The organism is Streptomyces corchorusii (assembly GCF_001514055.1).
Taxonomy (GTDB): Bacteria; Actinomycetota; Actinomycetes; order Streptomycetales; family Streptomycetaceae; genus Streptomyces; species Streptomyces olivaceoviridis.
The window spans coordinates 332,646-355,293 of record NZ_KQ948359.1 but is presented as its reverse complement, the minus strand read 5'-3'; the positions used below and the strand labels follow the sequence as shown (position 1 = coordinate 355,293).

Below are 22,648 nucleotides of genomic sequence, written 5' to 3'. Positions count from 1 at the left end.
CGTCAACGATGACACCCACTCAACCGGCCCAGGCCACGTCGGGGCTCGACGAGAAGGCGCTGCTGGAGGCGTATCGCACCATGCGCACCATCCGCGAGTTCGAGGAGCGGCTGCACCTTGAGTTCGCCACTGGCGAGATTCCGGGGTTCGTGCACCTGTACGCGGGCGAGGAAGCCTCGGCCACCGCGGTGTGTGCCCACCTCGACGAGCGCGACTCGATCGCCAGCACGCACCGCGGCCACGGGCACTGCATCGCCAAGGGCGTGGACGTCAAGGAGATGATGGCCGAGATCTACGGTCGCGTCACGGGGTCCTGCCGGGGCAAGGGCGGCTCGATGCACATCGCGGACCTGTCCAAGGGCATGCTCGGCGCGAACGGCATCGTCGGCGGCGGTCCGCCCCTGATCTGCGGCACCGCTCTGGCAGCCAAGCAGCAGGGGACCGGTGGCGTCGGCGTGGCGTTCTTCGGTGACGGGGCGAGCAATCAGGGGACCACCCTGGAAGCGCTCAACCTCGCCTCGGTGTGGAACCTGCCCGCCATCTTCGTGGCGGAGAACAACGGCTACGCGGAGGCCACGGCGGCCACCTGGTCGGTGGCCTGCGACAACATCGCCGACCGCGCCGCCGGATTCGGCATGCCGGGCGTGATCGTGGACGGCTTCGACTTCTTCGCGGTGTACGAGGCCGCGGGCGAGGCGATCGAGCGGGCCCGTGAAGGCGGAGGTCCCACCCTGATCGAGGTCAAGTTCACCCGGTACTACGGCCACTTCGAGGGCGACCAGCAGACTTACCGCGCCGACGAGGTGGCACGGGCTCGCGCGTCACTGGACTGCCTCCAGCAGTTCCGTGAGCGTGTCACTGCTTCCGGCCAGCTCGACGCGGCCGCACTGGACGGTGTCGACGGGGAAGTGGCCGGTCTCATCGAGGCCGCGGTGACGGAGGCCAAGCAGGCCCCGACACCGACCGCGGACGACCTCACCACCGACGTCTACGTCACCTACTGACCCCGAACACTTCCAGGAGCACGATCATGGCACGCACGATCAGCTATCGCGAGGCGGTCAACGAGGCGCTCAGGCAGGAGATGGAGCGCGACCCGTCCGTCATCGTCATGGGCGAGGACAACGCGGGCGGCGCGGGCAGTCCCGGTGAGGACGACGCATGGGGCGGTGTCCTCGGCGTGACCAAGGGGCTGTACGAGCGGTTCCCGGGAAGAGTGCTGGACACACCGATCTCGGAATCGGCTTTCGTCGGCGCCGCGGTCGGCGCCGCGACACGTGGCCTGCGCCCGGTGGCCGAGCTGATGTTCATCGACTTCATGGGCGTCTGCTTCGACCAGATCTTCAACCAGGCCGCCAAGTTCCGCTACATGTTCGGCGGCAAGGCCGTCACACCCGTGGTGGTGCGGACCATGTACGGAGCCGGTCTCAACGCCGCCGCACAGCACTCCCAGTGCCTGTACCCGGTCTTCACCCACATCCCGGGCCTCAAGGTCGTCCTGCCCTCCAGCCCGTACGAGGCCAAGGGCCTGCTCATCCAGGCCATCCGCGACAACGACCCGGTCATCTTCTGTGAACACAAGGCGCTCTACGACATGACCGGCGAGGTACCCGAAGACAGCTACACCATCCCGTTCGGCGAGGCCAACGTGGTCCGTGACGGCGATGACGTCACCATCGTCGCCCTCGGCCGCATGGTCTCGGTGGCCGAGGAGGCGGCGGCCGAGCTGGCCCGGCAGGGCGTCCAGGCGGAGATCATCGATCCGCGCACGACCAGTCCCCTCGACAGCGACACGATCCTGGAGAGCGTCGAGAACACCGGCCGGCTCGTCGTGGTCGACGAGGCCACCCCGCGTTGCAGCATGGCCACCGACATCTCGGCGCTGGTGGCGCAGGAGGCGTTCGGCGCCTTGCGGGCGCCGATCGAGATGGTCACCGCCCCGCACACGCCGGTGCCCTTCGCGCAGCCTCTGGAGCAGCTCTACATCCCGGACGCGCAGAAGGTGGCCAACGCCGTCAAGAAGACCCTGGACTGGAAGAAGTGACGGGCCCTGTGAGCACCGAAGACGCCATCGCGAAGGTCACCATGCCCAAGTGGGGCCTGTCGATGAAGAGTGGCAAGATCACCGGCTGGCTCGTGGCCGAGGGCGACGAGGTGGCCGAAGGCGACGAACTGGCCGACATCGACACCGACAAGATCACCGGGGTGCTCGAATCGTCGGAGTCGGGTGTCGTGCGGCGGATCATCGCCGAGACGAACGAGGACGTCCCCGTCGGCGGCACGATCGCGCTGATCGCTCCGGCGCACGTGCCGGAGGAACTGGTCGACGAGGCGGCCCGCGCCGCGCGCGAGGAACTGGACTCCGGCGCGGTCGAGGAGGTCGCCGGACCAGCCCTCGGAACAGTGCAGGTGGACGGCCGTACCCTCTCCTACGCGACCCTCGGCACCGCGGAGGAGACCGTGCTGCTCGTACACGGTTACGGCGGCGACAAGAACTCCTGGCTCTTCGTCCAGGAACCACTGTCGACCCGTGCGACCGTCCACGCGATCGACTTGCCCGGCCACGGCGACTCCACCAAGGACGTCGGCGACGGTTCCCTCGACACCCTGGCCGGCGCGCTGCTCGGCTTCCTCCGACAGCAGGGCATCGAACGCGTCCACTTGGTCGGGCACTCACTCGGCGGCGCCGTGGTCACCGCCGCCGCCGCCCGCGAACCCGGTAAGATCGCGTCGCTGACCCTCGTCGCACCTGCCGGCTACGGCGACGCCATCAACGCCGGCTACCTGCGTGGATTCGCCACCGCCTCCTCACGGCGGGAACTCAAGCCCCACCTGGTCCACCTGTTCGCCGACCCGGGGCAGGTCACCCGCCAACTCGCCGACGACCTGATGAAGTTCAAGCGGCTCGACGGCGTACAACAGGCGCTCGACAGCCTGCTCGGCACGCTTCTCGACGGCGACCGCCCGGGCATCGACGCCGCCGGCCTGCTCCAGAAATTCGCAGGCCCGGTACGAGTGGTATGGGGTCGCGCGGACCAGGTCCTGCCGGCCGCCAACGCAGCTGCCCTGGAAGGCCGCGCCCAGGTCACCTATGTCGACGATGCGGGGCACATGGTCCACATGGAACAGCCCTCTGCCGTGGTCGACGCCGTGACCGGAGTCCTGGACGGCTGAGGACGCGAGTCATCGTCTGCCGGAGGACGGAAAGCAGGCCTCCGGCAGACCGATGAATCACTCTCGGTCCTCCGCGGCAGCGAGCCGCGGGTCCTCCGCCGGAGACGATCCGCACCACCGCGGTAACGTCCGACGAGCTTGGGGCAGTGTTCCGGGTCAACGTCTTCGGCGTCATCCACTGCCTGCGGGTCAGTCGCGGCCGTACCTCCGGGACCGCGTCGCCGGCCTCGCTCGACGGGCAGTCTTTTGCCCAGCCGTCCCCGCGCAGCCAGGTTCCCTCACTCCGTGGCGGTCGCGGTGAGTGCCACGTCGACCCGTCGGCCGAGTGGACCTTGGCGTACCCGGACCTCCAGGGCCAGGAGCTCGACGATGGTCAGCCCCCGGCCGTGTTCGTCGGGGTCGGCGTCCCGGGGACGCCGTGGCCGCCCCGGGGCGCCGGAGTCCGTCACCGAGATCCACAGGACTCCCTCGTGCAGGGACAGGCGGACGGTCATGTCGTGACGGCCGTGCTCGGCGGCGTTCGCGGCGAGTTCCCCGACGATGAGCTCGGCGGACTCCCGATCGGCGGACGGGAACCGCCACCGGGTCAGGACGGCGACGACGCAGCGGCGCGCCACCGGAACCCACCGGGCCTCCGCCGGCAGGGCCAGGACGGCCTCGTGCGCGGGGGCGGTCCTGGCCTCGGGGCGGGCGGCGGGCGGCGTCCTCCGGTCACGGGAGACGATGGGCTGAGCGGCGGGCCGTCGTTCCTCAAGGGATCCGGCGGGCGGCTTTCTCGTCTCTCCGAGGGTTGTGGTGCACATGGTCGGCCCTGAGTCTGGCGGAAGAAGGGGACGTCGTGGTCGCGGGCTTCCTGGCGGTCCGACAGCTCTGGAATCACCCCGGCCCTGTGATGAGAGCCGAAGGCCGGCGGCCCCTTCGGGTGGAACCCTGATCACCAGGCCGTTTCAGACGCTACGCGGTTGCCCGGCGCTCCGTAGCTGGGCGACGGGGCGCCTCCGCCCTCTCCGGAAGGAGGGGCGTCCCGGCCCGGGTGGGACGTCGCGGGGCCGGACGGGTGGGTGTCCGGCCCCGCTGCCGCCGCCGCACGCGCCGGCGCGGTGGTCGTCCGGTGTCCCCGTACCGGGGCGTAGACGGGTCAGCCGTCGGTGTCCGCCCCGGTCGGCAGGGGTGGTTCCGCGGCGAGGCGTTCCCACTCCTCGTCGGTGAGGACCCGGGAGCGGAGCAGGAAGCGCACGCCCTCGGGGGCTTCGAGGGAGAAGCCGCTGCCCCGGCCCGGGACCACGTCGACGGTGAGGTGGGTGTGCCGCCAGTACGCGTACTGGTCGGCGCTCATCCAGAAGGGGGTGTCTCCAGCGACGTGGCCGAGCAGGACGTCCGAGGCCCCGACCCGGAACTCACCGCGGGGGTAGCACATGGGCGCGCTGCCGTCGCAGCAGCCACCGGACTGGTGGAACATCAGCGGACCGTGTGTCCCGGCGAGCCGCCGCACCAGGTCCTCGGCGGCCGGTGTCAGCTCCACGCGCCCGGTGCGGGCGGCCATCAGAAGAACCCGAGCTTCTGTCCGGAGTAGCTGACCAGCAGGTTCTTGGTCTGCTGGTAGTGGTCGAGCATCATCTTGTGGGTCTCGCGGCCGATGCCGGACTTCTTGTAGCCGCCGAAGGCGGCGTGCGCCGGGTAGGCGTGGTAGCAGTTCGTCCACACGCGGCCGGCCTTGATCTCCCGGCCGAGGCGGTAGGCGGTGTTGCCGTCCCGCGTCCAGACACCGGCCCCGAGGCCGTACAGCGTGTCGTTCGCGATCTTCAGGGCCTCGTCGACCGAGTCGTAGGTGGTGACCGAGACGACGGGCCCGAAGATCTCCTCCTGGAAGATGCGCATGTCGTTGGTGCCGCGGAAGATGGTCGGCTCGATGTAGTAGCCGCCCTCCAGACCGGCGACGGCGCGGGGGTTGCCGCCGGTGAGGAGTTCGGCGCCCTCCTTCTTGCCGATGTCGATGTAGGAAAGGATCTTCTCGTACTGGTCGTTGCTGGCCTGGGCGCCGATCATGGTGGCCGGGTCCAGCGGGTCGCCGCTGACGATGGCCTTGGTGCGCTCGACGCAGCGGGCCATGAACTCGTCGTAGATCGACGAGTGGACCAGGGCGCGCGAGGGGCAGGTGCACACCTCGCCCTGGTTCAGCGCGAACATCACGAAACCTTCGACGGCCTTGTCCAGGAAGTCGTCGTCGGCGGCCATCACGTCCGGCAGGAAGATGTTCGGGCTCTTGCCGCCCAGCTCCAGCGTGACGGGAATGATGTTCTCGCTCGCGTACTGCATGATCAGGCGGCCCGTGGTGGTCTCACCGGTGAACGCCACCTTGGCCACCCGCGAGCTGGACGCGAGCGGCTTGCCCGCCTCGACGCCGAAGCCGTTGACGACGTTGAGCACGCCCGGCGGGAGCAGGTCGGCGATGAGTTCGACCACCAGCAGCAGGCTGACCGGGGTCTGTTCGGCGGGCTTGATGACCACGCAGTTGCCGGCGGCCAGCGCGGGCGCCAGCTTCCAGGCGGCCATCAGGATCGGGAAGTTCCACGGAATGATCTGGCCGACCACGCCCAGCGGCTCGTGGAAGTGGTAGGCGACCGTATCGGCGTCGATCTCGGCGATGCTGCCCTCCTGGGCGCGGACCACGCCCGCGAAGTAGCGGAAGTGGTCGATGGCCAGGGGGATGTCGGCGGCCAGCGTTTCCCGCACCGGCTTGCCGTTCTCCCAGGTCTCCGCGACCGCGAGCCTCTCCAGGTTCGCCTCCAGCCGATCGGCGATCTTGTTGAGGATGTTCGCCCGATCCGTCGTGGAGGTGCGGCCCCACCCGGGTGCGGCGGCGTGGGCGGCGTCCAGGGCGAGGTCGATGTCGGCGGCGGAGGAGCGGGCCACCTCGCAGAACGTCTTTCCGGTGACCGGCGTGGTGTTCTCGAAGTACCGGCCCTCCGCGGGGGCGGCCCAGTCACCGCCGATGAAGTTGTCGTATCGCCGGGCGAAGTTGACGATGCTGCCGTCTGTTCCTGGCTGCGCGTACACCATGGCGGCTCTCCTCGGGGGACGTTGGTGCATTACGACGGCCCGCGCCGTCGTGATGCGGTGCACTCTGAACCCCCGAGGTTGGCGGGAGGTTGGCGCGCTGAGGGCGAGGCGTCAGTCGCGCAGGGCCGCGCCGAGGCGGCCGGCCGCGATGGCGCGACGGGCGTCCCGCGGGCCGAGCAGGCTCAGAGCGTGCTCGTGTACCTCCGCGTCGTACGGGGCCCGTTCGCCGTACCGCAGCGCGTGCTCCGGACGGGCGCTGGCGAGCACCGCCTCGCGCATCGCCACCTCAAGATGGGTGCGCCACTCGGCGATGCCCGGCGCCTCGGACCAGGAGAGCAGCGGGCCCCGGTACAACCGCACGGCGGTGTCCGCGTCCCCCTTCTCCAGCGCCCGCAGCACATCGACGGCGTCGCAGGACACCGGTGTGGTCAGCGTGTAACGACGGGTGGCGACACCGCCGTCGAGGGCGCGCCGCAGATGGGAGATCTCCGCCTTGAACGTGGACGCCGTCACCGGCCGGTCGCCGTACACGGCCTCGCGGAGGCGTTCGGGGGAGTAGCCGTCGGGTTCCAGGGCGAGCAGTGTCAGGATCTCCAGCTGCCGGGGCCGCAGGGGGAGGGGAACGCCCTTGCGTACGGCATGTCCGGCACCGAGGCAGGTGAGGTTCACGGGGTCGTTGTTACCGCTGGGGCGCAAGGAGGGTTCTGTGCGGAGCCGGGCCTCGACCGTGGCGACCAGCGAGCGCACCGTGGACATCGCGAGAGGGTTGGAGCGGTCCCAGGTGGTGGACATGTCGAGAACGCCGAGGACGCGTCCGTCCGGGCCGTGCACGGGAGCGCAGTAGCAGACCCAGTCGTGCAGGGCCGTCACCAGGTGCTCGGCCGAGAAGACGGAGCTGGGGCGGCCCGTGCGCAGCGCGAGGGACAACGCGTTGGTGCCCATGGCCTGCTCGTCCCACCGACCGCCCGGCGCGAAGTTGACACGCTCGGCCCGTCGGCGCATGGTCCGCCCGCCGCACGTCCACAGAATCGTGCCGGACTCGTCGGTGAGCGCGGTGACGAAACCGGCGTCCTCCGCGATGCTGCGCAACTCGTCGGCGAGGCCGTCGACCGGCCGGCGCAGCGGTGAGCCGCTCCAGCGGTGCTGCACGGCGCCCTCGTCCGTGACCGGGGCGCTGTCCCGGCACGGATCCACGCTGCTCAGCGAGCGGACCCACGATTCGGTCACGTCGTCGCGCACCGCTTCCAGACCGCTCGGTTTCGATCCGGCGGTCCTCATCTCCGGCACCAGGCGGGACCACTCGCTCTCCAGCGCCGCCCTGCGCCGCCGGAGGTCACTGCGTTGTGACATGTGCTTTCCCCTGTCGTCGAACGGGGACGACCGATTATTGTACGCAGGAACCGCGCCGGCACACCTGTCCGAGCGGTCCGCACCACCTGTCCGATCGGACAGGTGCCGTACCCCGGCGCACGCGCCTAGCGTGGTCTTCAGTTGGACGACAGTGTTATCGACCAACGCGGCGGTAAAATCAAGGTTGCATGTGCGTTGCGGGCTTCCCGCCCTTTGGAGGTCGCATGTCGCTCACGTCCCACCTCATGGTGGCGGGCGGTAACGATCCGAGTGCCGAATGGAGCCGCGACGAGGGCCACTGCGAGCTTCTGGGACCGCAGCGGACGAGCACGCAGGCCGTGCGGCAGTCCGCCCGGCTGACCAAGTTCCATGTGCCGGAGGTCGTGTTCGGGCCCGGTTCGCTCACGGAGCTCGGGCACTGCGCGCTGCGCCTCGGCGGTCGCCGGCCCTTCCTGGTCACCGACGCCGGGCTGATGGAGGCGGGCTGGGTGGACGAGGCGGTCGGCCATCTGCGCCGGGCCGGTCTGCGCCCCGTCGTGTGGGGTGATGTGACGCCCAACCCCAAGGACCACGAGGTCCAGGCCGGCTTCGAGCGGTACGCCGCCAGTGGCTGCGACGTGATCGTGGGGGTCGGCGGCGGCTCGGTCATCGACGCGGCCAAGGGTGTGGCGATTCTGTCGGGCAACGGCGGGCACGTCCTCGACTACGAGGGTGTGGACCAGGTCGTGCAGCCCATCCCCCCGACGGTGATGGTGCCCTCCACGTCGGGCAGCGGCGCGGACGTCTCCCAGTTCGCCGTGATCACCGACACCACCGAGCACGTAAAGATCACCATTGTGAGCCGCACGCTGGTACCTGAGATCTCGGTGATCGACCCGCGGCTGCTGACCACGATGCCGGACTGGCTCAACGCGGCCACCGGCCTGGACGCGCTGACGCACGCCATCGAGGCGTTCGTCTCCCGGGCGCACAATCCGCTGACGGACAACCACGCCCTGCACGCGGTCGAGCTGATCACCGCGAACCTGGTGCGCACCCAGGTCGCCCCCAGGGACTTCGGAGCCCGGCTCGCCATGGCCCAGGCCGCGCTGGAGGCCGGCATGGCCTTCACCAACGCCATCCTCGGCGCGACGCACGCCATGAGCCACCAGGTCGGCGGTCTGCTGGACGCCCCGCACGGCGTGGTCAACGGCGTGCTCCTGCCGCACGTAATCCGGTTCAACGCCGAGGCGTGGCCGGAGCGCTTCGTCGCGCTGGGCGCGGCGGCCGGCCTTCCGGTCTCCGGTGTGCCGGCGCGGGAGGTGGCCGAACAGCTCGCGGATCTGGTGCGCGCACTGGCGGACGACGTCGGCGTGCCGAAGGGACTGGCGAGCCTCGGGGTCGCGGAGCGCGACGTGCCGGTCCTCGCCCGCACGACGCTCAAAGACGCGTGTATGGCCACCAACCCCAGGGACGTCGACGTGCGGGACATGGAGACACTGTTCCGCGAAGCGCTGTAAGGCGATCCCGGTGAGCACCCCCGAACGCACGAACCGGACCGCCGACCTGGGCGTCCTCACCGGACTGCGGTCCGGCAAACGGTCCTTCTACCCGGCGTACGTCCGCTCCACCGAGCGGCTGGAGAGGACCGTGGAGGCGCTCGACGGCATCTCCCGCGCCCTTGTGCGCACGGCGGAGGGCCCGCGCGCCCTGGTCGAGGCCGTCGTGCGCACCGCGGCCGAGCACCTGCGCGCCCGCTGGCTGCTGCTGGCCGTCGCCGACGGCGCGCTGCGGGCCGCCCGTCCGCGCTTCCTGCTGTACGCCGACGACGTGTTCATCGACGACGAGACCCGGATACCCGCTGAGGTGCGCCCGCATCTGAAGCTGCTGCGCACCCGCCCCTGGGAGGCCCAGGAGCCCGACCGGGGCCGGGGCTGGGTGCGCGCGCCGATGACCCTGGACGACGAGCCGGTCGGCGGCATCGCCGCTGAGCCCGGCGCCGGTGTCGAGGTCGCCGACACGGACCTGGCCATCCTGCGGGTCCTCGCCAATCAGGCCGCTGTGGCGCTGCACCACACGTTTCTGTTCCACGCGGCGACCACCCTGCGCGGACGCGCCGAGGAACTGTCCGAGGCGGCGGAGCGGCAGGCCCGGGACCTGGCCGCGCGCAGCGCCGAACTGGCCGAGACGCAGGCGCGGCTGCTGGACGCGATGCAGCGGCAGGCACTCGACGACGAGCGGCGTCGCATCGCGCGCGAACTGCACGACAGCGTCTCCCAATACGTGCTCAGCGCCGGGATGACCGTCGAAGTGTGCCGCGCGGAACTGGCGGGCCTGGGCGGACCGGCCGCGGAGATCGCCGGCCGGCTGGCCGACGCCAAGGACCTCAACCGGCAGGCCGTGGAGCGGCTGCGTGCCGCGATCTACGCCCTCCACCACACCTCGCAGGAGCCGGCGGGTCCGCTCCCGGTGATGGTGCAGAGGCTGTCCACGGTGCACCTGCCCACGGAACTCGACGTCCGGGTACGGGTGGCGGGCAGTCCGGTGCCGCTGCCGCCCGAGGCCGAGCAGTCGATACTCCGGATGACCGGCGAGGCCCTGTTCAACTCCGCCACGCACGGCAAGGCCGGTCGAGCACTGGTGCGCTTGCGGTATCTGCCCGGGATGCTCGTGCTGACCGTGTCCGACGACGGCGGCGGCGACCCCGCGCAGCTGCGCCGCGCCTTGCGGGTGTCCCGGGCGACCGATCTCGCCGGACGCCATCGGGGACTGGCGAACATGGTGGCCCGGGCGGAGGAACTGGGCGGCAGACTGTCGATCCGCCGGTCGGCGATGGGAGGCGTCCTGCTGCGGGTCGACGTCCCGCTGCCGGTGGCGCGCGTCGGGGAGGCAAGGGATGACCACTGAGCAGCGGACGCACGCACCCACGCGGGCCTTGCGGATCGTACTCGTCGACGACCACGCCATCGTCCGGCACGGACTGCGGTCGATCCTGGAACGCGAGAGCGACCTGGACGTGGTCGGCGAGGCGAGCACGGCCGCCGAGGCGGCCGCCGTCGTCGAACAGACGCGTCCGTCGATCGTGCTTCTCGATCTGAAGCTGTCCACGGCGGCCGACACCGAGGGCTTGGACCTGTGCGCCCGGCTGACGCAGCGCCACCCCGAGCTCGCGGTGCTGGTGCTCACCACCTTCCTCGACGACTCGCTGGTCGTGGAGGCGATCCGGCACGGTGCGCGCGGCTACGTGGTCAAGGACGTGGACACCACCGAACTGCTGCGCTCCATCCGCGCGGTGGCCCGTAACGAGAGCGCCTTCGACTCGCACGCGGCCGCGGCGATGGTGCGCTCGATGCGCGTGCAGCCGGAACGGCCGAAGTTCACCGAACGGGAGCTGAGAGTCCTTCAGTTGCTCGCCCATGGGCTGAGCAACCGGGAGATCGGCGGGGAGCTGTACATCTCGGAGACCACGGTGAAGTTCCACGTCCGCAACATCATGCGCAAGATGGATGCGAGCAGCCGGGCGGAGGTCGTGTACGAGGCGAGCAAGCTGGGCGTGATCTGACGGGCCTCCCGGCTCCGGCCTTCGCCGGCCGCCGCAGGGCGTGGACCGCCACGGGGTCGCCCCACTGCGGGCGGTCGGCAGCACGATCGTGACCATGGCGCGGTTCGTGGGGGAGCGGCTCAGCCGGGCTCGATGACCAGCCAGCCGCCGTGGAAGGTGCCGACCGAGAAGCGGTGGCCCGTGCGGCGGCCGAGATCGGCGAGTTGCTCCGGGGAGAAGCACCGCACGTGGCCGTACGCGGCGGTCGGCTCGTCCTCGTACGGCACGGCCACCACCACCCGCCGCCGGGCCAGCCGCAGCGCCTCGTGGACGACGGCGTCACCGTGCCCGGCGCCGAGGTGCTCCAGCACGTGGATGACGGTGACGGTGTCCACCGAGCGGTCGGGCAGCGGCACCCGGGAGGCGTCGCAGACCAGCGCGTCGAGCGTGCGGCCCCGGGCGCGGGCCACGGCGTCCAGCAGCTGCATGGTGCCCCGGGAGAGGTCGGAGGCGATCACCGTCCGCCGCTCCCGCTCGGCGAGCAGCAGCGGCAGGAAGCCGAAGCAGGAGCCCAGGTCCAGCACACTGCCCGGGGCGACCAGGTCCAGCGCGCGCCGGTACACGGGCGCGAACCCGGCGATCGAGGAGTGCCCGGACGGCTCCGGGGCCCGCCAGCACTGCCGGATGCGGGCCAGCGTGTTGTCGTAGAAGGTGGTCCAGGCGGGCAGTGGTCCGTCCACGCACGAGCGCACCACCCCGGTGAAGACCCGCTCGAAGACATCGCTGCCGGACAGCCAGCCGGGGGCGAACAGCTCCTCGGCGAGCAGCCCGGCGAGGTCGTTGTCCAACTGCTCGGGGCGCAGCGAGTGGCCCAGCTCGACGCGGCGGCCACGGCGGCGCAGCGCGAAGTGCTCGGTACGGACGATCGGCGGGGGGACCGCGCGCCCGGGAACGTGCCCGTCGCGGATCACGCGGACCACGGGGTCGGCATACAGGCCGGGCGCGCCCGGTGCCAGCGGGTCGATGCGGCGCGCGGCGATCGCGCCGCGCAGGCTCGGGACACTCATGGCTGTGCTTCCCCTGACGGTGGGTGCGGTGTGTTCATCGGCCGGTCGCCTCCGTGGCCATCCTGTGGGCGGTGCGCTCCAGCCCGGCGAGGTCGGCGACCACCTGGACGCGGTCGCAGTACTCGGCGTAGCGGGGGAGGTCACAGGCGCCCAGGCCCCAGGAGTACCGTGGCTCCGGGGTCAGCCAGATGGTCTGGCGCACCCGTCGCGTGATGTCCGCGAACGCCTCGGTCCGCGGCGGATTGCCGTTGCCGCGGCCGTCGCCCAGCACCAGGAGCGTGGTGCGGCGGCCCAGTGCCGGGGCGTGTTCGGTCAGCAGCGTCTCGAAGGTCCGGCCGTAGTCGGACGTCGCGTCCACGTCCAGCAGACCGCCGGCCGGCAGCCCGTCGAAGACCAGCCCCAGCGCCCGCTCCAGCGGGTGCTCGGCGAACAGCTCGGTGATCTCGGTGGGTTCGTCCACGAAGGCGTAGCTGCGGACCTGTCCGAACAGGGACTGCAGCCCGTGCACCAGGTGGAGGGTGAAGCGCGCCGTGGCCCGCACCGACAGCGAGACGTCCGCGAGGATCACCAGGCGGGGCCGGTCCTCGGCGCGGGTGACGGTGACGGGCCGGAACGGTACGCCGTCGTAGCGCATGTTGCGGCGCATGGTGCGGCCGGGATGGACACGGCCCGTCGGGGTGTTGCGCTTGCGGCTGGTCAGGGCGCCGTGCACGGTGCGGCCCACTCTGCGCAGTGCCTCCTCCAACTGGCCGCGCTCGTCCTCGTCCACCGTTTCCAGGCGAGCTCGTTCTGCGATCCGGGCGGGCTCGACGGCCACGGCCCGCAGTTCCGCCAGCCGGTCGAGATGCCGCTTCAGCAGCTCGGGCAGGTTCTCGACGACACCCGCCAACTGCCGCTTGAACGCGTCGAGTTCGTGACGGTCGTCGGTCTCCTGGGTGAGCCAGCCGAGCAGGGCGTCCTGCTGGGCGACGGTGAGGGTGGTGTCGACGGGCTGCCCGGTCGCCGGCGCGAGCCGTCCGGGAATCCCGGCGCCGTGCAGCCGCTCGGTCTCCAGCTGGACGGACGGGCCGTCGTCGCGCCCGACGGTCGCGCCGTCCTCGGACAGCACGATCTCGTCGGTCATCGACGCCAGATCGATCTTGTTGGCTTCCTGGTGCAGGTTGTACTGCTGGGCCAGGTCCTGTTGGTCGAAGAAGTCGCGGATGTCGGACGGCTTGCCGTGGCTGTGCCCCTGCTGAGGGGTCTCGGACGGCTCGTCGGAGACGGTGAACGACTCCAGTTCGCCGGTGTCGGTCAGGTCGTCGTGCGCATGAGTGTGGCCGTGGCCGGCGGGGTCGCCCGCCACCGGGCGCAGGGAGAAGAACGCGGTGAACAACTCGTCGAACAGCGCGTGGTCGCGCCGGTCCTTCACGAGCGTCATGCGCAGTGCCTCGCGCAGCGTCTCGGGCCGGGCGAGCATGCCGGGCTGGGCCGCCCCGCGCATGGCGTCCATCGCCTCCGACACGGAGACTCGCAGCCCGAACAGCCGCAGGACGCGGACGAATCGGTGCACGCCGGCTTCCATGCACGCCTCCCTGGTCAGTTCGTACGGCGCCGCGTGACGGCGGCGAACGCCCGGGCGCCCTGGCCGGCGCCGGAGGTGGTGCGGTGCGCCGGTCCGGCGCCCGGGGCGCCGTAGGAGCCCTCGTCGTGCCGGCCCTGCCGGTCCGTGGCGGCCCGTACCGCGTGCCCGTCGGCCTCCTCCGGTTCTCCGTGCGCGGGGCCGTGATGGTGACCGCCGGGGTGGTGATGGCCGTCGTGGTGATGGCCGTCGTGGTGAGGGTGGCCGGGTTCGGGCAGTGTGCGGTTGGGGTCGACCAGGCGCGGCAGGACCTCCAGCGCGCGGTGCAGGTCGCGCTCGTACTTCAGCACCACGTTGGCGGTGTCGGCGAGAACCTCCGGGCCGAGTTCGTCGACGCCCAGGACCGCGAGGGTGCGGGCCCAGTCGACGGTCTCGGAGATGCTGGGGCTCTTGCGCAGCGGTAGCTCGCGCAGACCCCGTACCACGTCCACCAGATGGCGGGCGGTCGCCTCGGCAAGTCCGGTGTCCTTGGCCCGTACGATCTCCAACTCCCGCTCGGCGTCGGGATAGTCGAGGAAGAGGTGCAGACAGCGGCGCTTCAGCGCGGCCGACAGGTCGCGGGTGTTGTTGGAGGTGAGGACGACGAACGGGGGGACCTTCGCGGTGTACGTGCCGATCTCCGGCACCGACACCTGGTACTCGGCCAGGCACTCCAGGAGCACCGCCTCCAGTGCCTCGTCCGCCCGGTCGACCTCGTCGATGAGCAGGACCGCCGGCTGCTCGCCGCGCACCGCGTCCAGCAGCGGGCGGGGCGCGAGGAACCGGTCGGAGAAGAAGACGCTGTCCTGCTCCTCGATCCGGTGGACGGCGGAGGCCAGGTCGGGGGCGTCGGCCGTGAGGTCGCCGATCTTGTCCCGGAGCATCTGGGTGTACAGCAGCTGCTTGCCGTAGTCCCACTCGTACAGGGCACGGCTCTCGTCCTGGCCCTCGTAGCACTGCAGGCGCAGCAGCCGGCGCCCGGTGGCGGCGGCCAGCGTCTTGGCCAGCTCGGTCTTGCCGACGCCGGCCGGGCCCTCCAGCAGCAGCGGCTTGTCGAGCCTGGCCTGTAGGAACACGGTGGTGGCGAGCCGCCGGTCGGTGATGTAGCCGTGGGCGGCGAACCGCTCGGCGACGTCCTCGACCGAGCCGAACGCGAAGTTCTCGGGTGTGGCGGGCACGGTTCCTCCGTCCGATGGGGCGGGAGCGGGGGCGGCGTCCCAGGGCGCCCCCGCTCCCGGGCACGAGGTGCTCAGCCGAGCAGGTCGTCCAGGTCGCCGGTCATGCAGTGCTCGACGACGGGGCGCACCGTGTCGAACGTGCACTCCTTGGCGTTGCCCGGGGTGCAGGCGTCGCCGAGGACGTGGTTCGTGATGCGGTCGACGTCACCGGCGTCGCCCTTGATCACCTTGGCCTGCTCGTAGAACTTCGTCGGGCCCTGCCCGAGTCGGTTCTTGGAGTAGGTGTCCTGCTGGACATCGGTGAACTTCTCGGGGATGCCGACGTCGCGCAGCAGCCGGATGCCCGCGGCGAGCGCCGCCTCGGCGGCCCGCACCTTCGTCATGCCGTGCGTGTCCACGCCCATGGCCTCGGCGATGTCCGCGAACCGCTCGTAGTGGGCCGGCATGTTGAACGCCCACACCCGGGGCAGCGCGATGGCGTTGTTCAGGCCGTGGTGGGTGTCGTAGAACGCGCTGACCGCGTGCGAGATGGAATGGATGATCCCCAGGCCACCGGAGTTGAACGCCTGCGCCGCGATGTACTGCGCGTACATCATGCCCTCGCGCCCGGCCAGGTCCTGGCCGTTCCACACCGCCTGCCGCAGGTGCCGGGCCGTCAGCCGGATCGCGTGCAGCGCGTTGCCCAGCGACGGCTGGAAGTCCAGCCGGGAGACGTACGGCTCCGAGGCGTGCGCGAGGACGTCGAAGCCGCACTGCGCGGTGTAGTCCAGCGGGCAGTCGTAGTACAGCGTGGGGTCGTCGATGGCGAGGCTGGCCACCGAGGCGTCGTCGAAGGCCACGTACTTGTGCGGGTTGTCCGGGTCCGTGGTCGTGTCGGTGATGACGTACGCCCACGACGTCTCCGAACCGGTCCCCGCTGTCGTGGACACGGCGATGTGGGGCGGGTTCTTCGGGTTCTCGGACTTGTTGAAGCCCTCGAAGTCGTTGACGCTACGGCCGTCGTGGGCGACGGAGACACGGGCGCCCTTGCACGCGTCGTGCGACGAGCCGCCGCCGATCGACACGAACGAGTCGCACTTGTTCTCCTGGTACAGCGCCACGGCGTCCATGACGTTGTAGTCCTTGGGGTTCGACTCGACCTTGTCGTACACCACGACCTCAAGACCGTGGTACTTCATCGACTCGACGATCTTGTGCACCGTGTCGCTGCCGCGCAGACCGGTGGTCATCACCAGGGTGCGCCGGAAGCCGAGCTTCTTGGCCTCCGGGCCGATCAGCTCATGGGCACCCGGGCCCATCAGCGCCCTGGGGAAGGGGTGGAATTCCTTGATCGGGAACGGCTTGAGAAGTTCTTCGACCTGCATGATCGCGACATTCCTCTCCGCGGGGGACCGCGCGTGACTGCGTCGACTGCTCCGGTGCCGGCGGCGCATGTCCGGTGGGAGCACGGACGTGCCGGAGTCCGTGGCGTGTCTCACCCTCCGGGAACTCGCCGCGGCACGACACCGGCCGCTCGGACGGCTGCGCGGCGCGGACGGACGGGTGGCGCCCCGTCCGATCGGAGAGGGGCTGCGGTGGGCCGGGGTACACCTGTCCGACCGGAGGGGGCGAGGGCGGCCGGAAGCAGGGCGAGGCGGGCGCCGGCCCGGCCGTAGCGTCGAGTACGCCCCGGTCACCGCGAACGGCGGGACCGGCACGCTCCCCGACTTCCCTTCCCCCTCCGGAGGTTTGCCGTGAACGAGGACCAGATCAGGGTCGAACAGGACACCCTCGACGCCGTCGAGGAGGTCGTCGAGGAAGTCCTCGTCGAAGACGTCTCGATCGACGGCATGTGCGGCGTCTACTGAGGCCGCCATGACGTCCCAGGCGTTCGACGCGGCGCGCCCCTACCGGCTGAACCCCTCCGTCGCGCTGCGGCCCGAGCCGTTCGGGGCGCTCGCCTACCACTTCGGCAACCGGCGGCTGTCCTTCCTGAAGGCGCCCGAACTCGTCGAACTGGTCCGGGGACTCGACCGCCACCCCAGCGTCGGGGCCGCCCTCGCCGGCGTACCCGACGCCCGGCGCGGCGCGTTCCTGCGGGCGTTGGCCTCCCTGGCCGCCGCCGACATGATCATTCCCCAGCGCAGTGGAACCGGAGCGCGGTCATGACCACCCTGCACGATCCCCCACCCGCCGAGCGCGTACCCGCCCTCGTCGAGCAGTTCAAGGGCGGACTGAACGCCCCGATCTGCCTGACCTGGGAATGGACGTACGCGTGCAACCTGTCCTGTGCGCACTGCCTCTCGTCCTCCGGGCGGCGCGACCCGCTGGAGCTGTCCACGGACGAGATCACGTCCGTGATCGACGAGCTCCAGCGCATGCAGGTCTTCTACGTCAACGTCGGCGGCGGCGAGCCCACGGTCCGCCCCGACTTCTGGGACCTGCTGGACTACGCGGTCACCCACCAGGTCGGCGTGAAGTTCTCCACCAACGGGCTGCGCCTGACCCCCGAGCGGGCCCGGCGGCTGGCCGCGACCGACTACGTCGACGTCCAGATCTCCCTCGACGGCGCCACCCGCGAGGTCAACGACGCGGTGCGCGGCCGGGGCTCGTACGACATGGCGGTCCGGGCCATGGAGAACCTCGCCGACGCCGGATTCCGGGACTTCAAGATCTCGGTGGTGATGACCCGTCAGAACGTGGCCCAGCTCGACGACTTCGCCGCGATCGCCGACCGCTACGGTGCCCAGCTGCGCATCACCCGGCTCCGGCCCTCCGGACGCGGCGCGGATGTGTGGGACGACCTGCACCCCACCGCCGAGCAGCAGTACGACATCTACTCCTGGCTGCTCGGCCACGGCGAGCGCGTGCTCACCGGGGACTCGTTCTTCCACCTCAACGCGCTCGGCTCGGAGCCCATCCCGGGCCTGAACCTGTGCGGGGCCGGCCGTGTGGTGTGCCTGATCGACCCGGTCGGCGACGTGTACGCCTGCCCGTTCGCCATCCACGACGCGTTCAAGGCGGGCAACGTCCGCGCCTTTGGCGGCTTCGACCGGGTGTGGCGGGAGTCGGCGCTCTTCACCGAGCTGCGCCGGCCCTCCACCGGGGGAGCCTGCTCGGGCTGCCCCGCCTACGACACCTGCCAGGGCGGCTGCATGGCCGCGAAGTTCTTCACCGGCTTGCCACTGGACGGCCCCGACCCCGAGTGCGTCAAGGGCCACGGTGCCGCCGCGCTCTCCGCCGTGGCACGGGACTCCCTCCCGCGCCAGGGCAAGGACCACTCGCACCGGACGGTGCCGCTGGGCATGCCGGCCGTGCCGACCGCCCGCCCGGACCGGATGTGCGACGAGAACCCGCTGGCCGGGATGCCGGCGAACCCGGCCGTGTGATCCCGCCCGCATGACGACGAACGAGGACGAAGCAGAAGGAGACTGGTGATGAGCGGGTGGTTCGAGACGGTCGCCGAGGCCCAGCGAAGGGCGGGCAAGCGGCTGCCGAAGTCGGTCTACGGCGCACTGCTCGCGGGTTCCGAGAAGGGCACGTCCTACGACGACAACACCAAGGCGTTCGCGGAACTCGGCTTCGCGCCCCACGTCGCCGGGCTGTCGGCCAAGCGGGACCAGTCGACGACGGTCCTGGGCGAGCAGATAGCGCTGCCGGTGATCATCTCCCCGACCGGTGTGCAGGCGGTGCACCCCGACGGCGAGGTGGCCGTCGCCCGCGCCGCCGCGGCCCGCGGCACGGCGATGGGCCTCAGCTCCTTCGCGAGCAAGCCGCTGACGGACGTGGTGGCCGCCAATCCGCGGACGTTCTTCCAGATGTACTGGATGGGCTCGAAGGACGTTATGCTGCGCCGCGTCCAGCACGCCCGCGACGCGGGCGCCAAGGCGCTGATCGTCACCCTCGACTGGTCCTTCTCGCATGGCCGCGACTGGGGCAGTCCCAAGATCCCGGAGCGGCTGGATCTCAAGGCCGTGGCCCGCTTCGCCCCGGAGGCGCTCGCCCGTCCGCGCTGGTTGCTGGACTTCCTCAGGTCCCGCGGCCTGCCCGACCTGACGGCGCCCAACCTCACCGACCCGGGGCAGGACGCACCCACGTTCTTCGGAGCGTACGGCGAATGGATGCAGACCCCGCCGCCCTCGTGGGAAGACGTCCGCTGGCTGCGCGCGCAGTGGGACGGGCCGTTCCTGCTCAAGGGCGTCTGCCGGGTGGACGACGCCCTGCGCGCGGTCGACGCCGGTGTCACCGCCATCTCGGTGTCCAACCACGGCGGGAACAACCTCGACAGCACCCCGGCCCCGATCCGCGCCCTGCCGGCCGTCGCGGAAGCGGTGGGCAACCAGGTCGAGGTCCTGCTGGACGGCGGAATCCGCCGGGGCAGCGACGTGGTCAAGGCGCTGGCGCTCGGTGCGAAGGCCGTGATGATCGGCCGTGCCTACCTGTGGGGTCTGGCCGCGGGAGGGCAGAGCGGTGTGGAGAACGTCCTCGACATCCTGCGCGGCGGCATCGACTCCGCCCTGCTGGGCCTCGGCCGCTCCTCCGTCCATGAGCTGACCCGCGACGACGTGGTGATCCCGCCCGGATTCACCCGCACCCTGGGCGGGGCCTGAGATGCCGGCCGAACCCGCCCGGCCCGCGGGGGCCACAGGAGCGGGAAACCCGGCGTCGGCGACGGCCGGGCCGGGGACCCGGCTCGCCGACCTCGCCTGGCCGGACCTCACCGACCGCGGCCCCCTGGTGCTGCTGCCCCTCGGCTCCTGCGAACAGCACGGCCCGCACCTGCCGTTGGACACCGACACCGCCGTGGCCGCGGCGGTCGCCGGGCGGGCCTGCGGTCTGCTGCGGGGCGAGCTGGACGTGCTGGTCGCGCCGGCCCAGCCGTACGGGGCCAGCGGCGAGCACGAGGGGTTCCCCGGCACGGTGTCCCTCGGCCACGACGCGCTGCGCCTGCTCGTCACCGAGATCGGCCGCTCGATGCTGTGCTGGGCGGGCCGACTGCTCGTGGTGAACGGGCACGGCGGCAACCTGGTGAGCCTGGCCGACGCGGTGACCGGGCTGCGCGGCGAGAGCCGGGACGTCGCCTGGTGGCCCTGTCTGCCGCCGGGGTCCGACGCCCACGCGGGCCGTACCGAGACCTCGATGATGCTGCGGCTGAGGCGTTCGGCCGTCCGCGAGGAGCGGGCCGTCGCCGGACCGACCGACCCCGTCCACCTGCTGATGGACCGGCTCGTCACCGAATCCGTCCGAGGAGTCAGCCCGTCCGGAGTCCTGGGCGACCCCTCCGGGGCCCGCGCGAGCGAGGGCGAACGCCTCCTCGACCGTATGGCGGAACGCCTCGCCGCCGACATCAGGGCCTGGCGGGTCTCGGGGCGGGGCCGGCTCGGCTCGGCCGAGCAGCGGCCCGCCCCCGTACCCGCGGGAGCCGGGCGATGACCGGCCCCAGGGTCGCCGTGGTCACCGGTGCCGCCCGGGGCATCGGGGCGGCGACCGTGGCCGGGCTGGCCCGCGCCGGCTGGGCGGTGGTCGCCGTGGACCGCTGCGCCGACGACCCCGACGTGCCCTATCCCCTGGCCGAGCCCGCGCAACTGGACGCCCTGGCCGACACGTTCCCGCTGGTCCGCACGGTGCGTGCCGACGTCCGCGACGAGGCCGCGCTGCACGCCGCCGTCGAGACGGCCGAGCACGAGTTCGGCGGTCTCGACGCCGCGGTGGCCGCGGCGGCCGTCATGCTCGGCGGCGGCCCCGTGTGGGAACAGACCGACACGCAGTGGCGCACGCTGCTCGACGTGGACGTCATGGGCGTGGCCCACCTCGCCCGCGCGGCCGTACCCGCCCTGCTGCGCCGGCCGCAGCCCCGCACCGGGCGGTTCGTCGCACTCGCCTCGGCCGCCGCGCACCGCGGGCTGTGGGGGCTCGGCGCCTACTGCGCCGCCAAGCACGCCGTGGTCGGCCTGGTCCGCGGCCTGGCCTGCGACCTGCGGGACACCGGCGTGAACGCGGTCGCGGTGTCACCGGGCTCCACGCGCACGGACATGCTGCGGGCCACGGCCGACCTCTACGAGCTGCCGGAAGTCGACAAGCTCGCCGAACAGCAGCTCACCGGACGCCCTCTGGAACCCGAGGAGGTGGCCGCCGTGGTCGCCTGGGCCTGCTCCGCCGACTCCTTCGCCGTCACCGGCTCCGTACTGCACGCGGACGGAGGTTTCACCGCATGACACTCGAAGGGCGCCCCCGGACGCCCGTGGCGTCCGCGCCGGGCAGCCGGCTCGCCGCCCCCGCGCACATCACGCTGCCCGACGGGTTCACGGTCGAACTGGCCGCCGGGACGCACCGGTCGAGGGACGGCCGGCTCATGGTCGGCGGATCACCACTGCGGCTGGTCAGACTGACCGCCGCGGCGGTCCGCCGGCTCGGTGACGGCCGGTTCACCGTGACCGACCCGGCGAGCGCCGCGCTCGCCCGGCGGCTCCTGGACGCCGGCCTCGCGCACCCGCGCCTCGCCCCGGTGCCGGTCGGCGACACCACTGTCGTGATTCCCGTCCGGGACCGAGCCGACCAGCTCGCCCGGCTGCTGAGCGCCCTGCGCGCCGATCCGGAGACCTCGGACCTGCCGGTGCTGGCCGTGGACGACGGCTCCGACGATCCCGCTGCCCTGTCCGCCGTGGCCGGCCGGTACGGCGCACGGCTGCTGACCCACCCGAGCAACCGGGGGCCGGCGGCGGCCCGCAACACCGGGCTGCGCCACGCCCGTACCCGCTACGTGGCGTTCTGCGACTCCGACGTCGTACCGGAACCCGGATGGCTCGCCGTCCTGCTGGCGCAGTTCGCGGACCCCGCCCTGGCGCTCGCCGCACCACGGGTGACCGCACTGCCCGTGTCCGCTCCCGGGCTGCTGGACCGGTACGAGGAGATCCGCTCGCCGCTGGACATGGGCGCGGCAGAAGGACCGGTCGTGCCCGTGTCCGCGCTCTCCTACGTGCCGAGCGCGACCATCGTGGTCCGGCGGGGGGCCGTCGGCCCCGGCTTCGAGGAGGCCATGCGCGTCGGCGAGGACGTCGACCTGTGCATGCGGTTGCACGAGGCCGGCTGGCGGCTGCGGTACGTGCCCTCCGCCCGTGTGGGCCACCGGCACCGCACCGACCTGCGCAGCTGGCTGGCGCAACGGGCTGGATACGGCACGGGCGCCGCCGACCTGGCACTGCGCCACCCCGGCCGCGTGCCGCCGCTGTACGCCGCCCCCTGGTCGCTGGCCGCCTGCGCCCTGCTGCTGCGCGGCAGGCCGGCCCCGGCGGCACTGGCCGCGGCCCTGACGGGACTGACCGCTGTGCGCGTGGCCCGCAGGATGCCCGACGCCGACCATCCGGCCCGCGCGGGCGCCCTGCTCTCGCTCGCCGCTCTGCGCGGCACCGCCGAACAACTGCTGCGCTGCGCCACCCGGCACCACTGGCCGCTCGCCGTCGCCGCCGCCGCCGTCGACCGCCGCGCCCGGTACGCCCTGGTCGTCGCGGCCGTGGCCGAGGGGCTGCTGGACCATCACCGCTCGGGCAGCCCGCTTCCCCCGCTCGCCCACACGATGCTCCGTCGCCTGGACGACCTGGCCTACGGCTGGGGCGTCTGGCAGGGCGCCGTACGCCGCAGGACCGCGGCACCGCTGAAGCCCCGTCTCGCGCTGCGCATGGTGAGCCGCTGGACCGCGGCGCGGCCGTAGCCGCACGCCGCC

Annotated in this window: 21 protein-coding genes; 13 read left to right on the top strand and 8 right to left on the bottom strand. The window is 71.9% G+C overall.

What is annotated here, in order from left to right:
- Positions 1 to 8 precede the first annotated feature (8 nt).
- From AQJ11_RS25030 to AQJ11_RS25020, 3 genes are read left to right on the top strand one after another with little or no spacing between them, the layout of a single operon-like run.
- Positions 9 to 1,004, top strand: coding sequence for a thiamine pyrophosphate-dependent dehydrogenase E1 component subunit alpha (locus AQJ11_RS25030; protein ID WP_014671074.1), 996 nt, complete (start codon positions 9 to 11; stop codon positions 1,002 to 1,004).
- A 26-nt stretch (positions 1,005 to 1,030) separates the two neighbouring features.
- Positions 1,031 to 2,044, top strand: a complete 1,014-nt coding sequence (locus AQJ11_RS25025; protein WP_014671073.1) for an alpha-ketoacid dehydrogenase subunit beta — start codon at positions 1,031 to 1,033, stop codon at positions 2,042 to 2,044.
- A gap of 8 nt (positions 2,045 to 2,052) precedes the next feature.
- Positions 2,053 to 3,174, top strand: a complete 1,122-nt coding sequence (locus AQJ11_RS25020; RefSeq protein ID WP_059264453.1) for an acetoin dehydrogenase dihydrolipoyllysine-residue acetyltransferase subunit — start codon at positions 2,053 to 2,055, stop codon at positions 3,172 to 3,174.
- A gap of 278 nt (positions 3,175 to 3,452) precedes the next feature.
- Here the strand turns inward: AQJ11_RS25020 and AQJ11_RS25015 are convergent, their stop codons facing one another.
- From AQJ11_RS25015 to AQJ11_RS25000, 4 genes are all read right to left on the bottom strand, one after another.
- On the bottom strand, positions 3,453 to 3,977 hold the full coding sequence (locus AQJ11_RS25015) for an ATP-binding protein (RefSeq protein ID WP_244218343.1): 525 nt from the start codon (positions 3,975 to 3,977) through the stop codon (positions 3,453 to 3,455).
- A gap of 335 nt (positions 3,978 to 4,312) precedes the next feature.
- The gene (locus tag AQJ11_RS25010; RefSeq protein WP_058079501.1) at positions 4,313 to 4,717 is read right to left on the bottom strand and encodes a DUF779 domain-containing protein; all 405 of its coding nucleotides are present in this window, start codon (positions 4,715 to 4,717) and stop codon (positions 4,313 to 4,315) included.
- Complete coding sequence (adh, locus tag AQJ11_RS25005; RefSeq protein WP_014671069.1) at positions 4,717 to 6,234, bottom strand: aldehyde dehydrogenase; 1,518 nt, start codon at positions 6,232 to 6,234, stop codon at positions 4,717 to 4,719. The genes AQJ11_RS25010 and adh overlap by 1 nt, the downstream gene beginning before the upstream one ends.
- A 111-nt stretch (positions 6,235 to 6,345) precedes the next feature.
- Entirely contained in the window at positions 6,346 to 7,584 is a 1,239-nt protein-coding gene (locus AQJ11_RS25000) for a helix-turn-helix domain-containing protein (RefSeq protein ID WP_059264451.1), read from the bottom strand.
- A 224-nt stretch (positions 7,585 to 7,808) separates the two neighbouring features.
- Here AQJ11_RS25000 and AQJ11_RS24995 point away from each other — a divergent pair, with 224 nt between their 5' ends.
- Genes AQJ11_RS24995 through AQJ11_RS24985 form a run of 3 tightly spaced genes read left to right on the top strand, consistent with a single transcriptional unit; the run spans position 7,809 to position 11,125 of the window.
- A complete protein-coding gene (locus AQJ11_RS24995; RefSeq protein ID WP_059264450.1) occupies positions 7,809 to 9,083 on the top strand; it encodes an iron-containing alcohol dehydrogenase in 1,275 nt (424 codons plus the stop codon).
- A 10-nt stretch (positions 9,084 to 9,093) separates the two neighbouring features.
- Positions 9,094 to 10,470 (top strand): MadS family sensor histidine kinase, encoded by a 1,377-nt coding sequence (locus AQJ11_RS24990; RefSeq protein WP_059264449.1) that lies wholly within the window; start codon positions 9,094 to 9,096, stop codon positions 10,468 to 10,470.
- Positions 10,460 to 11,125: a MadR family response regulator transcription factor gene (locus tag AQJ11_RS24985; RefSeq protein ID WP_058079497.1), complete on the top strand. Its 666-nt coding sequence runs from the start codon at positions 10,460 to 10,462 to the stop codon at positions 11,123 to 11,125. The genes AQJ11_RS24990 and AQJ11_RS24985 overlap by 11 nt, the downstream gene beginning before the upstream one ends.
- Before the next feature lie 119 nt (positions 11,126 to 11,244).
- Here the strand turns inward: AQJ11_RS24985 and mftM are convergent, their stop codons facing one another.
- From mftM to mdo, 4 genes are all read right to left on the bottom strand, one after another.
- Positions 11,245 to 12,171, bottom strand: coding sequence for a mycofactocin oligosaccharide methyltransferase MftM (gene mftM, locus AQJ11_RS24980; RefSeq protein WP_059264448.1), 927 nt, complete (start codon positions 12,169 to 12,171; stop codon positions 11,245 to 11,247).
- Between the two features lie 34 nt (positions 12,172 to 12,205).
- On the bottom strand, positions 12,206 to 13,735 hold the full coding sequence (locus AQJ11_RS24975) for a VWA domain-containing protein (protein WP_059264447.1): 1,530 nt from the start codon (positions 13,733 to 13,735) through the stop codon (positions 12,206 to 12,208).
- A gap of 14 nt (positions 13,736 to 13,749) precedes the next feature.
- Complete coding sequence (locus tag AQJ11_RS24970; RefSeq protein WP_059264446.1) at positions 13,750 to 14,949, bottom strand: AAA family ATPase; 1,200 nt, start codon at positions 14,947 to 14,949, stop codon at positions 13,750 to 13,752.
- A gap of 71 nt (positions 14,950 to 15,020) precedes the next feature.
- Positions 15,021 to 16,313: an NDMA-dependent methanol dehydrogenase gene (mdo, locus tag AQJ11_RS24965; protein ID WP_058079493.1), complete on the bottom strand. Its 1,293-nt coding sequence runs from the start codon at positions 16,311 to 16,313 to the stop codon at positions 15,021 to 15,023.
- A gap of 369 nt (positions 16,314 to 16,682) precedes the next feature.
- Between mdo and mftA the strand changes: the two genes are divergently transcribed.
- From mftA to mftF, 7 genes are read left to right on the top strand one after another with little or no spacing between them, the layout of a single operon-like run.
- Positions 16,683 to 16,796: a mycofactocin precursor MftA gene (gene mftA / locus AQJ11_RS24960; protein ID WP_059264445.1), complete on the top strand. Its 114-nt coding sequence runs from the start codon at positions 16,683 to 16,685 to the stop codon at positions 16,794 to 16,796.
- A gap of 7 nt (positions 16,797 to 16,803) precedes the next feature.
- Positions 16,804 to 17,097: a mycofactocin biosynthesis chaperone MftB gene (gene mftB / locus AQJ11_RS24955; RefSeq protein WP_014671059.1), complete on the top strand. Its 294-nt coding sequence runs from the start codon at positions 16,804 to 16,806 to the stop codon at positions 17,095 to 17,097.
- The gene (gene mftC / locus AQJ11_RS24950; RefSeq protein WP_059264444.1) at positions 17,094 to 18,317 is read left to right on the top strand and encodes a mycofactocin radical SAM maturase; all 1,224 of its coding nucleotides are present in this window, start codon (positions 17,094 to 17,096) and stop codon (positions 18,315 to 18,317) included. Before mftB ends, mftC begins: the two co-directional genes overlap by 4 nt.
- 48 nt (positions 18,318 to 18,365) lie before the next feature.
- Positions 18,366 to 19,538: a pre-mycofactocin synthase MftD gene (mftD, locus tag AQJ11_RS24945; RefSeq protein ID WP_059264443.1), complete on the top strand. Its 1,173-nt coding sequence runs from the start codon at positions 18,366 to 18,368 to the stop codon at positions 19,536 to 19,538.
- A 1-nt stretch (position 19,539) separates the two neighbouring features.
- Complete coding sequence (gene mftE, locus AQJ11_RS24940; protein WP_059264442.1) at positions 19,540 to 20,361, top strand: mycofactocin biosynthesis peptidyl-dipeptidase MftE; 822 nt, start codon at positions 19,540 to 19,542, stop codon at positions 20,359 to 20,361.
- Positions 20,358 to 21,143, top strand: coding sequence for a mycofactocin-coupled SDR family oxidoreductase (locus AQJ11_RS24935; protein ID WP_059264441.1), 786 nt, complete (start codon positions 20,358 to 20,360; stop codon positions 21,141 to 21,143). The genes mftE and AQJ11_RS24935 overlap by 4 nt, the downstream gene beginning before the upstream one ends.
- The gene (gene mftF / locus AQJ11_RS24930; protein WP_014671054.1) at positions 21,140 to 22,636 is read left to right on the top strand and encodes a mycofactocin biosynthesis glycosyltransferase MftF; all 1,497 of its coding nucleotides are present in this window, start codon (positions 21,140 to 21,142) and stop codon (positions 22,634 to 22,636) included. Before AQJ11_RS24935 ends, mftF begins: the two co-directional genes overlap by 4 nt.
- Positions 22,637 to 22,648: the final 12 nt, after the last annotated feature.

What these genes read in the sequence shown, in the direction of transcription:
- AQJ11_RS25030 (WP_014671074.1), top strand. Translation starts at nt 9, where the DNA reads ATGACACCCACTCAACCGGCCCAGGCCACGTCGGGGCTCGACGAGAAG.
- AQJ11_RS25025 (WP_014671073.1), top strand. Translation starts at nt 1,031, where the DNA reads ATGGCACGCACGATCAGCTATCGCGAGGCGGTCAACGAGGCGCTCAGG.
- AQJ11_RS25015 (WP_244218343.1), bottom strand. Translation starts at nt 3,977, where the DNA reads ATGTGCACCACAACCCTCGGAGAGACGAGAAAGCCGCCCGCCGGATCC.
- AQJ11_RS25010 (WP_058079501.1), bottom strand. Translation starts at nt 4,717, where the DNA reads ATGGCCGCCCGCACCGGGCGCGTGGAGCTGACACCGGCCGCCGAGGAC.
- adh (WP_014671069.1), bottom strand. Translation starts at nt 6,234, where the DNA reads ATGGTGTACGCGCAGCCAGGAACAGACGGCAGCATCGTCAACTTCGCC.
- AQJ11_RS25000 (WP_059264451.1), bottom strand. Translation starts at nt 7,584, where the DNA reads ATGTCACAACGCAGTGACCTCCGGCGGCGCAGGGCGGCGCTGGAGAGC.
- AQJ11_RS24995 (WP_059264450.1), top strand. Translation starts at nt 7,809, where the DNA reads ATGTCGCTCACGTCCCACCTCATGGTGGCGGGCGGTAACGATCCGAGT.
- AQJ11_RS24985 (WP_058079497.1), top strand. Translation starts at nt 10,460, where the DNA reads ATGACCACTGAGCAGCGGACGCACGCACCCACGCGGGCCTTGCGGATC.
- mftM (WP_059264448.1), bottom strand. Translation starts at nt 12,171, where the DNA reads ATGAGTGTCCCGAGCCTGCGCGGCGCGATCGCCGCGCGCCGCATCGAC.
- AQJ11_RS24975 (WP_059264447.1), bottom strand. Translation starts at nt 13,735, where the DNA reads ATGGAAGCCGGCGTGCACCGATTCGTCCGCGTCCTGCGGCTGTTCGGG.
- mdo (WP_058079493.1), bottom strand. Translation starts at nt 16,313, where the DNA reads ATGCAGGTCGAAGAACTTCTCAAGCCGTTCCCGATCAAGGAATTCCAC.
- mftB (WP_014671059.1), top strand. Translation starts at nt 16,804, where the DNA reads ATGACGTCCCAGGCGTTCGACGCGGCGCGCCCCTACCGGCTGAACCCC.
- mftC (WP_059264444.1), top strand. Translation starts at nt 17,094, where the DNA reads ATGACCACCCTGCACGATCCCCCACCCGCCGAGCGCGTACCCGCCCTC.
- mftD (WP_059264443.1), top strand. Translation starts at nt 18,366, where the DNA reads ATGAGCGGGTGGTTCGAGACGGTCGCCGAGGCCCAGCGAAGGGCGGGC.
- mftE (WP_059264442.1), top strand. Translation starts at nt 19,540, where the DNA reads ATGCCGGCCGAACCCGCCCGGCCCGCGGGGGCCACAGGAGCGGGAAAC.
- AQJ11_RS24935 (WP_059264441.1), top strand. Translation starts at nt 20,358, where the DNA reads ATGACCGGCCCCAGGGTCGCCGTGGTCACCGGTGCCGCCCGGGGCATC.
- mftF (WP_014671054.1), top strand. Translation starts at nt 21,140, where the DNA reads ATGACACTCGAAGGGCGCCCCCGGACGCCCGTGGCGTCCGCGCCGGGC.